Genomic DNA, 13,777 nt, shown 5'->3' with positions numbered 1-13,777 from the left:
CGATCACACAAAAAACCTCCGTTCAATCAAGAACGGAGATTTTTTGTTTACATAATATGCAAAAGCATAGAACAGCCTGCCTACCTTTTCGCTTTACGAAAAACTGAAATTACTTTTTTGTAGTAACAGTCTTTACGCTGCTCCACGCACTCAGGGCGTTGGTTCCGTTTCCGTTTGATTTATATGCCAGAACCCGGTATTTATATGAGGTTTTCTTTTTCAGTCCAGTGATTTTAAGCTCCTCGGCGTTTTTTACAAGCTTTACTGTTTTCCATGTCTTTCCGCCGTCGGAGGACTGCTGAACCTTATAGCCCGTACAGCTTACCTTGTTCCAGAAAAGCCTTACCGACGTAGTCGAAATATTTATTTTGCCGATCGTTACCTTAGACGGCTTTGAAGCGGTAAGTATTTCATCGGAAGCGCTGCCCCAGTAAACCGTTCCGTTATACCTTACAAACGCCTTGACCTTGTATTTGTACTGAGCGCCGCTTTTCAGTCCTGAATCCCTGTATGTAACCGCCGAACCGTCTCCTATGGTTTTTACGCTTTCCCATTTTTTAGACGACGCGTTATACCTGTAAATTCTGTAGCCTGACGCTCCGCTGACCTTGTTCCAGTTGATGCGGACCGCGTTTGTAACCGAGCTGAATTCGGTCTTTGCGCTGACCTTAGGCACCGTTTTCTTCGCCGTATAATTGGTTTTATAGCTTGAGCCGCATTTTGAGCAGGTTTTCAGAGTATAACCCTGCGCCGCATAGGTAGGCGCAACTATTGTGGATTTATATGTATGACCCGTTGCAGGTATAGACTGAGTATAGCTGCTGCCGCAGGAACAGCTATAGGTTCTGACTCCGGACTTGGTGCAGGTTGCCGCTTGGGTAACCTTAGAGGTATAGCTGTGAGTATGTCCCGAATCCCCGTCGTCCGGATAGGTTTTAAGATCGGGCATTTCATCCAGAGTTATTACGTTTGAATGAGTATAGACCTCTTTCCACATATACGCTTCGGTATACTTCTCAGATATTGAAGTTCCGACAGAGCAGAAATCTCCTCCCCACACGCAGAACCAGCTCCAGAGCGTACCTGCCGACAGAGCCGTATCAACGTCGAAAAGACAGCCGTTTTCAGTAAGCGCAACTACCTTGTTTGTATCGGTATACTCCGCCGCTTCGAGAAATTTTGACGACTGCGGATTGTAAACATGATTTCCCGGGTAAATATCCTCTCCGATAATATCGACATATTCATCTCCGGGATACCAGTCTTTATTCTGACCGTTCCATACCCAGATAAGATTATCAAGTCCGTGTTCTACGGTAAGCCTTTGATAAAGCGTCTTCCACAGCTTTATGTAAGGCTCAGAACCGTCCGAGCCCCACCAGAACCAGCCGCCGCTTGCCTCGTGCAGAGGTCTGAACAGCACGGGAACGCCGGCGTCCTCCAGCCTTTTCAGCTGAACGGCTATGGCGTCTATATCCTCCATGAGAAGCTCGTAGCCCTCAGTATCCGAGCCGTCCATGATCGCCGAAAAATCAATGTTGAGGTTGTCGGTATAAAAGCCTCCCCACCATCTGGGATTTCCGCTGCTGTCGGTTCCGGATTTCAGATATTTATCGGGAGCGTTCCAGTGCCAGCAAAGCTCTACAATTCCTCCCGCTTCCCAGAACTCAATCGCGTTTTCCACCGTTTCGCATCTGTCGCCCTTTGCCACTCTCGTAGGAGTATACCTCATCAGATCCATGCCGAGCATAGCCGGAGTTTTTCCTGTAAGATTCCTGATCGCCGTAAACTCATCTCCGTAAAGCCCGCCGTCGCAGGTCTGTCCGGATATAACGTTTTCTCCGTAATTATCCGCAATAAAGCTCATCAGCTTCTTTGCCGAAGCGGAAGCCGAAGGATTTATCAGCTCATCCGAAACATCGTAATAATTCCTGTCCGGCATTTCCGAATCAGTGATAATAAGGCAGTCAAGATTGATATATCCCCACGACGGAGTAACCTGCACGCTGTGGCTTCCCTTAGACAGATATACTCTGTTTATATAGCCGTCGCCCAGCACGCCGTTCCTTGAATAAAACTCGCCTATGCTCTCCCCGTCGGCAGAAGCGTAATTATATTTGTCGCTGCCTATGCCGCTGCTCCTGAAGTTAAGATCGTAATAGCCGTTTTCCGGTACGGACACGTTGAAGGTACAGCTTCCCGCGCCCTGAAAGACAACATATCTTCCGCCTGAATACGACGAGCCTGAACCTGTGCTGACGCCTGAAAGCTGAGCGTTTTCAGCCTCATATTTCAGGCTTACGTCAGCGGATACGGGCGTATACGAAGGCATTACCGCAGCCGCGCAAACCGCGGCGCACAACGCTGAAAATATTTTTTTGACTATATTATTCATACCGTCACCATCCTCAAAAAATCAATACGGATATATTCTGATGTTTACACAAATATTCTATCATAATCTGCGTGCAAAGTAAACACCTTAACGCCTGTCCGCGCAATATTCTACATTTAGAACCTATTATCTGTCTCAGAAAAGGTTTTCGGTATTCATTTTATACAAATAATAAGGAAATTACAGGAATAATGTATCAAAGGTATAAACGGCTCTGTCTTTACAGATACTCAGCCTGAACTGCCGCAGAACCGGCTTTTAACTCGAAGCAAAGCCCGAGCTGCGGCGAGGTAACCCCGCCTTCTTAGGAAGGCGGGGACATCGGTAAATCGTTTATAAAGCAAAAGGTCCGCGTTTTTTATACACGGACCTTGATTTTATGAAAAATTTATTCTGACTATATGTAATCAGTCAGCTTTAGGAGCCTCAACAGGGCAGGTTCCTGCGCATGAACCGCAGTCGATGCAGGTATCGGCGTCGATAACTGCCTTTCCGTCTTCCATAGCAATAGCTCCTACAGGGCAGGCGTCAACACAAGCGCCGCAGCCGATACATTCGTCACTAATCTTATAAGCCATAATATATACCTCCTCAATATTTTAAGAACCTAATCAGTTCCTATATTAATATAATATCACATTTTTAAAAAAATGCAAGCGCTTTTATGATAATATCACAATTTTTTCATAATATTTCGCCTTTTTATCAGGAATCCGTTCACCGTCCGTCAGATCCTGCTAAGCTCCTCCTGACTGAGCAAATGGAAGCCGCTTTCATTAAGCGCTGTAACCGCATTGTCGTTGCTGTCAACTCTCAGAACAAGATAAGCGGTTTCATCCTGCTCGTTGATAAACGCCGCATACATATACTCAACGCTGATGTTGTCCTTATAAAGAATATCCATAGCGTCGGCAAGTCCGCCGGGTCTGTCTGAAATTCTGATTGCAAGCACGTTTGTTATAGTAACCGAACAGCCTGCATTTTTAAGTATCTCCAGCGCCTTGTCCGCGTCGTTTACAATAAGACGCAGGATTCCGAAATCCTTGGTATCGGCAATGCTCATCGCGCGGATATTAATGCCGTTGTCACCCAGAAGTCTGGTTATTGCAGACAATCTGCCCGGTCTGTTTTCTACAAATACTGATAATTGCTTTACGGTCATAAAGATAACCTCCCTTTTATATTATTTTTGCAGCCGGCAGAAAATTTCACCGCCGCCTGCTCATACGGCTTACTGGTCAGCCGTAAACAGCACCCATAAGCCTTTTTCCGCAGCCAGTCTGAAAAAAGGGACAGCGTCCTGAAGATACTCCCAGGAATACTCAAAATCCTCGTCCCCACGCTCGTCGGGATATGTTTCGTCAATTTTGTCATACCCTTCCCTGAACTGCTTTTTTGTAAGTCCGGCTAGCTGAGTATAGATATTTTTAACCTCCTCAGGGCTTTTGGCGGTAATTATGTAATCGTCGTACTCCGCTCCGTCATAGTAGAGGATCTCACCGCCGAGAATTACTCCACCCAATGGATATTCCCCGCAGTCAAAGGAAAGCGTTCCGTCGGTAAGGGAGCGGTGTATCGCGTCCCACGCCTTATCAAGCTCCGCGGTTCTTTCAGGATAATCCTCAAAATAAAGCTCCTCCAAGCTTAAGGATATATATTCCGGTCTTTCCTCCATCGGCAGGGCTTTGATATGCCCGACCACGTCCTCCGGAACGGCAAACAGAACCCCAAGACAGCTCATACGATCATTCCTCCTGTATTGACTAAACCAGCTTTCTCCTGTCGATCACTCTGACCGCCTTGCCCTCCGACCTCGGAATTGACTTAGGCTCAACAAGCCTGATCTTTGCCTTGATTCCCAGGATAGAATGAATATCTCCGGATATCTTCCTTTCAAGCTCTTCAATGGATTTTATTGTATCCGACAGCATATCGTCCGAAAGCTCCACTCTTATCTCAAAGGTATCGGTGTTGTTTACTCTGTCAACAATTATCTGATAGTTGGGCGTAGCGTTGCTTACCTTGAGCAGCACCGATTCTATCTGCGACGGGAATACGTTTACGCCCTTGATAATAAGCATATCGTCGCTTCTTCCCATAGGCTTTGTCATCTTCACAAGAGTTCTGCCGCAGGAGCATTTTTTCCTCGAAAGAACGCAGATATCCCTTGTTCTGTATCTGAGCAGCGGAAACGCCTCCTTGGTTATGCTTGTAAATACAAGCTCTCCCTTAGAGCCCTCGGGAAGCACCTCTCCCGTATCGGGGTCGATTATCTCGGCAATAAAATGATCCTCGTTGATATGCATACCCGTCTGCTCCTCGCACTCAAAGGATACGCCCGGGCCGCTTGTTTCGGTAAGTCCGTAAATATCGTAGGCTTTAATGCCCAGCAGCCTTTCTATCTCATGGCGCATTTCCTCAGTCCACGGCTCGGCGCCGAAAATTCCCGCTTTAAGCTTTATATCTTCCGGACCGTAGCCCATTTCATGCAGAGTTTCTCCAATGTAGGCGGCATAGGACGGCGTACAGCAAAGGATCGTCGAGCCGAGATCCCTCATAAACTGAATCTGCCTTTCGGTATTTCCCGACGACATAGGAAGCGTAAGACAGCCGACTTTATGAGAGCCTCCGTTAAGTCCCGGTCCTCCGGTAAACAGTCCGTAGCCGTAGCAGACCTGACAAACGTCTTCTTTTGTTCCTCCAGCGGCGGTAATAGCTCTGGCGCAGCAGTCCTCCCACAGATCAATATCATGCTGTGTATAAAACGCCACCACTCTCTTGCCAGTAGTACCGCTGGTAGACTGGATTCTTACGCAGTCGGCAAGAGGCTTTGCAAGCAGACCGTACGGATAAGCGTCCCGCAGGTCAGCCTTTGTAAGAAAAGGCAGCTTATACAGATCCTCAATACCGTTGACATCGTCCGGCGTAACTCCTTTTTCCTCCATAAGCTTTCTGTAGTAAGGCACATTGTCCCAAACGTGTCTTACCTGAGCCGCAAGTCTTTCGCTTTGCAGCTTTTTCATGTCCTCCCGGGACATACACTCAATTTCTTCGTTCCAATATTTACCCATTGGAACATACCTCCTATCGTATATATATTATAGTCCGAACATTTCATTAAGCATACGGATTCCCGTTTCGGTAACAAAAACCTTGTCGCGGAAGCTTCTAATACTTTCCTTCGACAGCTCGTCCTCATACGCGTTCACGAGAAAATCAGCCTCTAAAAGTATCTGCCAGTCAAGTCCCTTTACACCCGTATAGGTATGATGATGAGCAATAAGGAAACAGACTCTGTCTATAACGTCCTTATCAAAATCAAGCTCTCGCAGCATTTTTTCTGCCGGCTCCGGTCCAAGATCCTGCTGAAGCTTTCCGCCGCAGCTGCCCTTTCCATACTTTTCCTCGACAGGCTTGATTCCGATATCGTGAATCACGGCGGCAGCTTCAAGCCGGTACATTATATTGACGTCAAGACCCTCCGCCCTGCCGATAACTCCTGAAAAGGTATAGACCTTTATAAAATGCTGAATACGCTTCGGGTCTCCGCGAAAGAACTCGGTCATCTTAATGATCAGCTTACTGATTTCGTCCATTTGCTATTTTACCTCTCTGCCAAGGGCAAAGGCTTTTTTATTCAGCTCAAGAAATTTGGGTGGAACGCACTGCTCAAGCGCCTGCTGCCATACGCTTTCGTCAAAAGGCATTTTTGTAGAAACAACTCCCATAAGCACAACGTTTGAAGCCTTGGCAGTTCCCGCCTGCTCCGCAAGCTCCAGAGCGTCAACAGCGATAACGTCCACTCCCAGCTCCTTCAGCTTGCCGATTATATTTTCGGGATATTCCGCCGCGCCTGTAATTACAGGCATAGGGTCTATCTTCTGCGTAGAGGTCACAAGATGTCCTCCCTTTTTCAGATACGGCAGCCATCTTGCGGCTTCCAGCTGTTCAAAGCTGATTATTATATCAGCCTCTCCCTTATTGACGACAGGAGAGCATACCTCGTCGCCGTACTTTACATATGTAACAACCGAGCCTCCCCGCTGGCTCATTCCGTGAACCTCGCTTACCTTAACGTCAAACCCCTGCGAAAGCAGAACGTTTCCTATTATTCTCGAAGCCAGCAGCGAACCCTGTCCGCCTACGCCGACTATCATAATCGATTTGGTTTCCATTATTTACACCTCGTATTTTAAATTAATCACCGGTCAGAAGCCTTCCCCTACGCCTGCTGCGGCTGTATCTGAAAACGCATAATATCGGACACCAATCCCCTGTACTGGTCGATCATCACCTGATGCTGAATGGGATATTTCTGCTGAAGCTGAGAAAGAACATAATCCACATTATGATCGTTAAGCTCCAATCCCTGCGATATCTGAACCGCGTAATGATAGCAGTCCGTCAGCAGCTTTTTGTTGGTGAACATACGGTATATTTCCTTCAGTTCCCTGTACTGCTCCTTGGATATCTCCTGACCGCCCTCGCAGTTGTCGCAGAAAACATAATAGCCCTTGGTCCTCCAGAAAACAGGAATATAGCATATATGCACCCTGAAAACTAATCTTCCCAGATAATGATGCGAAAAGCTGCGGCATCCTCCGCATACTGAAACTCCCATCGGAACGTCGCGTTTCAATTTGTTTCCCCAACCGTACATTATAAGCATACCGTTCTTCTCCTCCTTTATCAATCATCAGTCTTTAATAGCGTCAAGCCTGCACATTTCCTTGCAGATTCCGCAGCCTACGCACTGCGTATGGTCTATAACGCACTTTCCGTTATGTATTGAAATTGCCGGACAGCCGATCTTGAGACACTGCTTACAGCCTACGCACTTATCTGAATCCACCCTGAGCGGAGGATTATGCTTGACATATTTGAGCAGCGCGCAGGGACGTCTTGAAATTATAACGCTCGGCTCCTCCTTAGCAAGCTCTTCCTTTATTACCGCTTCGGTTTGAGCCATGTGATAAGGGTCTACTACCCTTACGCTCCTGATCCCGATAGCATGACACAGCTCTTCAAGATTTACGGCGGCGGCGGGATCGCCCTTCAGATTCTTTCCTGTGGTAGGATTCTGCTGATGACCCGTCATGCCCGTAATAGAGTTGTCAAGAATAATTACAGTGGAATTGGTAGCGTTGTAGGCGATATTGACCAGTCCTGTCATTCCGCTGTGCATAAAGGTAGAATCGCCGATAACCGCGACAGAGCTTTTTTCCGCGTCGGCTCCCCTTGCCTTATTAAAGCCGTGAAGCCCGCTGACAGAAGCGCCCATGCATATAGTCGTATCCATAGCGCAAAGCGGAGCGGCAGCTCCCAGCGTGTAGCAGCCTATATCTCCCGATACCATTACTCCCAGCTTTGAAAGACAGTAGAAAAGTCCTCTGTGGGGACAGCCCGCGCACATAACCGGAGGACGAACGGGCACGTTTTCGGGAAATACCGTTTCCTCCGCCTTTTCTCCCAGTATCTTTTCCCTGACGATCGCCTGGGATATCTCTCCCATAAGGCTGAAGGTATCCTTGCCGTGAACGTCAAGTCCCAGCTTTTTGCAGTGAGTTTCAAGAATGTCGTCAAGCTCCTCTATAACATAAACCGTTTCACATCTGTCGGCAAAATCCCTGATTATCTTTTCAGGAAGAGGATTTACTATTCCCAGCTTAAGATACGAAGCCTTTGTTCCCAGAGCCTCCTTGGCGTACTGATACGCCGCGCCGCTTGTAATCACTCCGATTTTTGTATCGTTGATCTCAAGCCTGTTAAGAGGAGAGGTTTCAGCATACTGAGCGATCTTTTTCATTCTTTCCTCAACCTGAGGGTGACGCCTGATGGCGTTTCCGGGCATCATAACAAACTTCTGAGGATTCTTTTCGTAGGGCATAAGCTCCTTTTGCTCGCGCTCCAGAATCTCAACCGCCGATTGGGAGTGCGATACTCTTGTTGACAGCCTTACTATTACGGGTGTATCAAACTGCTCCGACAGCTCAAACGCCGCTTTTGCGAACTCCTTACACTCTCCCGAATCGGAAGGCTCAAGCATCATTACCTTTGAAGCTATCGCATGATGACGGGAATCCTGCTCGTTCTGAGAGGAATGCATTCCGGGATCATCGGCAACGGCAATTACCATTCCCGCGTTTACTCCCGTATATCCCGCGGTATAAAGAGGATCGGCGGCAACGTTAAGACCTACGTGCTTCATAGCGCAGAAGCTTCTCGCGCCGGCGATCGACGCTCCGAGAGCGACCTCCATTGCAACCTTTTCGTTAGGCGCCCATTCCGCATAGATCTCGTCGTATTTAGCCGCCTCCTCGGTTATTTCCGTAGACGGAGTTCCGGGATATGAAGAAGCGATTTTACAGCCTGCCTCATACAGACCTCTTGCAAACGCTTCATTGCCAAGCATAAGTTTTTTCATATCAATCTCTTTCCTTTCATGATAAAATGCCAAACAGCCGTTCCTGCATTTTATAATTTCTTTGTTAAAAAACAACAACTATCCTTGTCAATAAAAATAATTATACCATAAATATATACAAAAATCAATTGCTTTCCTCAAAAAAAACGCTGTTCAGAAATTTTTTATGCCTTACGCTGTTATTTTCTCAGAATTCATGCTATAATAAATATGTTCATTAAAATATTACAGCGGTTTTCACTTCCGGCCGGCGCCGCTGAATTAATAAATTATTATTGAAAGAGAGACGTTTATGTTGTATAATAAAATCAAGCATATGGATTTTATTCTGATAATTTTTGTCGTCCTTGCCTGTACGGGCGGTATCGTGCTGGTTTTTTCACTGGTGGACACAAATTCCTATCAGAAAATATCCTACGGCATATCCCCGTCGCTTTGGATAACCAAAATCACTGCCGTTGTGCTTGGACTTGCCGCTATGTTTACACTTTCAATGATAAGAATAGATAAAATCGTGAAACATTGGAAGGCAATAGGCGCGGGCGGGATCCTTTTCACCCTTCTGACCTTTACTCCGCTGGGGACCGGACCGGCTTCCTCAGACGACCGAGCTTGGATAAGTCTTTTCGGCTTCACAGTCCAGCCTGCGGAGATACTTAAGGTTTGCTTTATAATAACCTTTTCTGTGCATATCGCGTATGTAAAAAAGCGCTTCAACAGACCTCTTACCATTCTGGGGCTTCTGTGCCATGCGGCGGTTCCTGTTCTGATAGTTTATCTTCAGGGAGATCAGGGAACGGGAGTTATCTTTATCCTTATCGCTTTGGTTATGATGTTTGCCGGAGGGCTTAGCTGGAAGTATATTCTTTCGGCGCTTATCCTTTCTCCCGTAATTATCTGGGCAGTGTGGAACTGGCTTCTGCTTGAACACCAGAAGCAGCGTATCATGGTGCTTTTCAGACCAGAGCTCGATCCGCTGGGCACCGGATATCAGCAGTCGCAGGGAAAGCTTGCGCTGCAAAGCGGAGGCTTTTGGGGAAAAGGTCTTTTTTCAGGCGGAAGCGAAGAATTTATTTACGTTTCCGAATCTCAGAACGATTTTATTTTTTCATATGCCGGGCAGACCGTAGGCTTTATCGGCTGCGGAGTCATCATACTGATACTGTTCGCAATATGCTTTAGACTTGTTATTGACAGTTCAAAATGCAGCCAGCCCGGCTGCTCGGTGTGTGCCGGCGCGTTTGGACTGATTTTTTCTCACACATTTATAAATATAGGCATGGTGCTGGGATTTATGCCTGTTATAGGCGTTCCTCTGCCGTTTTTCTCCGCCGGAGGAACTGCCGTGCTTACTATGCTTATCGCTATGGGACTTGTGCAGTCGTCGCTTAAATCGGGAAAAACCGATAGTGAGCCGACCGTTTAAAAATACTCTTTTGGAGGTTAATATATGGGCGTTAATACACTTGACAGAATTTATTCAGAGGATAAAACAGCTTTTCAGAAGGAAAGATACGCCGAGGCCGCGGCTGAGTTTGAAAAGCTGTTCAATGCTGCTCCGAGCCGCTTCTTTTCCGCTCCGGGACGAACCGAGGTAGGCGGAAATCATACCGACCACAACCACGGACGGGTGCTTGCGGCGGGAGTTTCTCTTGACGTTATCGCAGCCGTAGCTCCGACCGACGACGGTATTATCAAGGTAAAATCCAAAGGCTTTCCTATGGACACGGTAGATTTGTCCGACCTGGAAGTGCACAAGGAGGAAGAAAACACCTCGGCGGCTCTGATAAGGGGCGTTGCCGCGGGCTTTGTCAAAAACGGTCACCGTATCGGCGGCTTCAGAGCGTATACTACCTCTAACGTGCTGAAGGGCTCCGGACTTTCCTCGTCCGCCGCTTTTGAGGTTCTTATCGGCACTATACTCAGCGGACTTTACAACGATCACGGAGTTTCCGCCGTTGAAACAGCTCAGCTCTCGCAGTATGCTGAAAACGTATTTTTCGGCAAGCCCTCCGGTCTTATGGATCAGATGGCTTCGTCAGTCGGCGGCTTTATTACCATTGATTTCAACGATCCGCAGGCTCCCGTTATTGAGTCGATCGGCTTTGACTTTGCAAAAAGCGGTCATAGTCTGTGTATCGTGGATACAAAAGGCAACCATGCGGACCTTACGCCTGAATACGCCGCCGTTCCCGCGGAAATGAAGCAGATCGCCGGATATTTCGGCAAGGGTTATCTCAGGGACATATCCAAAGCTGACATCATGGACAATATTGCTGTTCTGCGCAAGAATTTCGGGGACAGAGCCGTTCTGCGCGCGCTTCACTTTATGGACGACAACCAAAGAGTAGTCAAGGAAGCCGAGGCGCTCAAAAGCGGAGATTTCAATACTTTCCTGAAGCTTGTAAAGGAATCAGGCAGGTCGTCATATATGTATCTGCAAAACGTTTACGCTTCGTCCGCGCCCGATGAGCAGGGACTTTCCACCGCCCTTTACATAGCCGAGCAGATCCTTGGCGGCGAGGGAGCGTTCCGCGTTCACGGAGGAGGCTTTGCCGGAACCATTCAGGCGTTTGTCCCGTCGGATAAGCTGGAAAAATTCCGCACAGAAATGGAAAAGGTATTCGGAGAAGGCTCTTGCCATGCGCTTTCGATAAGACCTGTAGGCGGAACCGAGGTTCTGCTGTAACAGTAAAGCAGCACTGCGGAATTTTACCGCAGGATAGAACAAAAAAGGAATATGCCGGTATGAACAATCCGCTGAAACGACTGAAAAAGGAACTGAAGAGCATAAATAAGCCGCAGGTGAAGCTGAAATTTTCAGCCTGCGGAGAGATACTTATAGACGGACTGCCTTTTGCGTTCGGGGTGGAAAGCGACGGAATTTCCTCAGAACAAGGACTTACGGTTTCGCTGTCGGGAGAAGCTGTCGACAAGGGCAGGCTAACTTTTGACACAATTGAGTTATATATACTGAATAACGAGGCAAGTCCCGCCGTCAAAAAGCTTGAAGCCGTTACAAAAAAAGACGGCAAGAAAATCTACCGCGCCCGTTTTCCCGAGGTGAAAATTCCCACAAGTCAAAAGCAATCTTTTTTCAGCTTCGGACGCCGGCTGTCGGAGAACGAATTTCTTCAAAGACTTTCGTCGGAGATTTCTTTCAAGACGGTTCCGCATTATAAAGGCGCGGAAGAGGCTGAGGTCATGATCACTGTTTACCCGAACGAAAATCCTCTTAACGGCTTGGCTGTAAGCTGGAAAAACTGCACCTCCGACAAGGACTGGTTCGTCCATAATATCGGCAGAAGGAATGATAAATAAGTATGAGAATGAGAAGAAAAAAGCACCTTGAAGAACGTCTTGCGGAATGCGGCGATTACATAATTTATATGGATCGGGAGGACAGGAATTATCAGATCAGGGACACTGAAAATATAATTGATTACGAAACGGTTTTCGGGAACAGAAATCCCGTACAGCTTGAGATAGGTTGCGGAAAGGGGCAGTTTGCCTGCGAAATAGCCAGGCGCAATCCCGACATAAACTACCTGGCGGTAGAAAAGTCCAGCAACGTTATTGTAGACGCCGCGGAAAAGGCGATCTCCGAAAATATTCCTAACCTCAGATTTTTGCGGGGAGGAGCGGAATACCTTGAAAGCTATATTCCTGCCGGTACAGTCGGAATGATCTACCTTAATTTCAGCTGTCCTTTCCCCAAAAAATCCTATGCGGCGCACCGCCTGACCCACAGAAATTTTCTCGCTATATATGAAAAACTGCTTGCAAGCAGCGGAGAGATACATCAGAAAACCGATAACAGAGCGTTTTTTGAATTTTCCCTTGAGGAATTTTCCCGAAACGGCTGGACTCTGAAAAATATATCTCTCGATCTGCACAGCTCGGATTTTGACGGCAATATAGTAACCGAGTATGAACAGCGCTTTTCACAGGCAGGCTTTCCGATCTACAGACTTGAAGCGTTTAAGCAGCCGAAGGCTTAAACGTTACTAACCGTTGAAATTGAACAGAAATAAAAAATGCCGAGGCTTTTCCGCCCCGGCATTATGTTTTTTATTATCCCTTTACTGAACCAAGCGCAACGCCGCGGATGATAAACTTTGACAGGCAAAGATATACGATAACCACAGGCAGGATCGCTATTACTATGTAAAGGTTGAACAGACCCGCGTCAGACTCCAGAGGACCCGCGTTACGCATTGCGGAAAGAACCAGAGGAACCGTATACTTGGACTTATCTTCAATAATAAGTCTGGGCATAAAATAGTTGTTCCAGTTAGTTACAAACGTAAATATAGCCTGTACCGCAAATGCCGGCTTTAGAATCGGGATTACTATGGAGTTAAAGGTTCTGAATTCGCCGCAGCCGTCAATTCTGGCCGCCTCCACTATCTCCAGAGGAAGCGCCGAATCCATATACTGCTTCATAAAATAGAATACAGCCGGAGCGGCGATCGCCGGAACTATAAGCGGAATATAGCTGTTATTAAGTCCCCAATCCTTCATCAGACGGTAAAAACCGATCGCAGACGCCTGAGTAGGAACCATCATAACTATCAGTATGAATGTAAATGCAAATTTCTTAAGCTTAAAGTCATAAACATGAATTGCATACGCAGTAAGCGCCGAAAAATAAATCGAAAGTATGGCAGACAAGCCGGAAATTATCAGACTGTTTTTCAAAGCGCCGAATACGCTTCCGTAAGCTGTAGAAGTCTTGGCGCTGAACAGACTGCTGAAGTTCTTGCCCAAAAGGTTGCTGGGGATCCATTCGATACCGGATTGAACCTTGCCTCTTGTCGCGTTTACTATAAGCAGATAAAACGGAAAAAGGGAGATCAATACAAGCAGGATCAGAACCACATATGCGATTATTCTTCGTACCAAAAGCCTTGTGCGGTCATTGCTGTGACCAACCACATCAGTTGACATCGGCATAT

The 13,777-nt window shown here is 47.1% G+C and carries 14 protein-coding genes; 4 read left to right on the top strand and 10 right to left on the bottom strand.

Annotation, left to right across the window (positions count from 1 at the left end; translation table 11 throughout):
- Window positions 1–109: 109 nt before the first annotated feature.
- The 9 genes from EIH25_RS12335 to iorA form a co-directional block, all read right to left on the bottom strand.
- Window positions 110–2,395, bottom strand: a complete 2,286-nt coding sequence (locus tag EIH25_RS12335) for a glycosyl hydrolase (protein ID WP_164489110.1) — start codon at window positions 2,393–2,395, stop codon at window positions 110–112.
- A gap of 407 nt (window positions 2,396–2,802) precedes the next feature.
- Complete coding sequence (locus EIH25_RS00255; protein ID WP_124097941.1) at window positions 2,803–2,973, bottom strand: 4Fe-4S binding protein; 171 nt, start codon at window positions 2,971–2,973, stop codon at window positions 2,803–2,805.
- Between the two features lie 149 nt (window positions 2,974–3,122).
- On the bottom strand, window positions 3,123–3,557 hold the full coding sequence (locus tag EIH25_RS00250; protein WP_124097940.1) for an ACT domain-containing protein: 435 nt from the start codon (window positions 3,555–3,557) through the stop codon (window positions 3,123–3,125).
- Between the two features lie 69 nt (window positions 3,558–3,626).
- Window positions 3,627–4,136 carry a YfbM family protein gene (locus tag EIH25_RS00245; protein ID WP_124097939.1) on the bottom strand — a complete coding sequence of 170 codons (510 nt, stop codon included), beginning with the start codon at window positions 4,134–4,136 and terminating at the stop codon, window positions 3,627–3,629.
- Between the two features lie 22 nt (window positions 4,137–4,158).
- Window positions 4,159–5,466 carry a phenylacetate--CoA ligase gene (locus EIH25_RS00240; RefSeq protein WP_124097938.1) on the bottom strand — a complete coding sequence of 436 codons (1,308 nt, stop codon included), beginning with the start codon at window positions 5,464–5,466 and terminating at the stop codon, window positions 4,159–4,161.
- Window positions 5,467–5,493: 27 nt separating this feature from the next.
- Window positions 5,494–5,991: an HD domain-containing protein gene (locus tag EIH25_RS00235; protein WP_124097937.1), complete on the bottom strand. Its 498-nt coding sequence runs from the start codon at window positions 5,989–5,991 to the stop codon at window positions 5,494–5,496.
- A 3-nt stretch (window positions 5,992–5,994) separates the two neighbouring features.
- The gene (locus EIH25_RS00230; protein ID WP_124097936.1) at window positions 5,995–6,570 is read right to left on the bottom strand and encodes an indolepyruvate oxidoreductase subunit beta; all 576 of its coding nucleotides are present in this window, start codon (window positions 6,568–6,570) and stop codon (window positions 5,995–5,997) included.
- Window positions 6,571–6,617: 47 nt separating this feature from the next.
- Window positions 6,618–7,064, bottom strand: coding sequence for a hypothetical protein (locus tag EIH25_RS00225; protein WP_124097935.1), 447 nt, complete (start codon window positions 7,062–7,064; stop codon window positions 6,618–6,620).
- 27 nt (window positions 7,065–7,091) lie between these two features.
- On the bottom strand, window positions 7,092–8,819 hold the full coding sequence (iorA, locus tag EIH25_RS00220; protein WP_124097934.1) for an indolepyruvate ferredoxin oxidoreductase subunit alpha: 1,728 nt from the start codon (window positions 8,817–8,819) through the stop codon (window positions 7,092–7,094).
- 292 nt (window positions 8,820–9,111) lie between these two features.
- On the opposite strand from iorA, the gene EIH25_RS00215 reads away from it, so the two are divergent.
- Genes EIH25_RS00215 through trmB form a run of 4 tightly spaced genes read left to right on the top strand, consistent with a single transcriptional unit; the run spans window position 9,112 to window position 12,820 of the window.
- Window positions 9,112–10,245 carry an FtsW/RodA/SpoVE family cell cycle protein gene (locus tag EIH25_RS00215; protein WP_124097933.1) on the top strand — a complete coding sequence of 378 codons (1,134 nt, stop codon included), beginning with the start codon at window positions 9,112–9,114 and terminating at the stop codon, window positions 10,243–10,245.
- Between the two features lie 24 nt (window positions 10,246–10,269).
- Complete coding sequence (locus EIH25_RS00210) at window positions 10,270–11,508, top strand: galactokinase family protein (RefSeq protein ID WP_124097932.1); 1,239 nt, start codon at window positions 10,270–10,272, stop codon at window positions 11,506–11,508.
- A gap of 59 nt (window positions 11,509–11,567) precedes the next feature.
- Window positions 11,568–12,140 (top strand): hypothetical protein, encoded by a 573-nt coding sequence (locus tag EIH25_RS00205; protein WP_124097931.1) that lies wholly within the window; start codon window positions 11,568–11,570, stop codon window positions 12,138–12,140.
- Window positions 12,141–12,142: 2 nt separating this feature from the next.
- Complete coding sequence (gene trmB, locus EIH25_RS00200) at window positions 12,143–12,820, top strand: tRNA (guanosine(46)-N7)-methyltransferase TrmB (protein WP_124097930.1); 678 nt, start codon at window positions 12,143–12,145, stop codon at window positions 12,818–12,820.
- A gap of 73 nt (window positions 12,821–12,893) precedes the next feature.
- Here the strand turns inward: trmB and EIH25_RS00195 are convergent, their stop codons facing one another.
- A complete protein-coding gene (locus EIH25_RS00195) occupies window positions 12,894–13,775 on the bottom strand; it encodes a carbohydrate ABC transporter permease (RefSeq protein ID WP_243113050.1) in 882 nt (293 codons plus the stop codon).
- Window positions 13,776–13,777: the final 2 nt, after the last annotated feature.

It is taken from the genome of Ruminococcus sp. Marseille-P6503 (genome assembly GCF_900604945.1).
In the GTDB taxonomy this organism is placed as follows: Bacteria; Bacillota; Clostridia; order Oscillospirales; family Ruminococcaceae; genus FB2012.
Note: the sequence above shows the minus strand (reverse complement) of the source record. Positions and strands in the feature narration are given on the sequence as shown.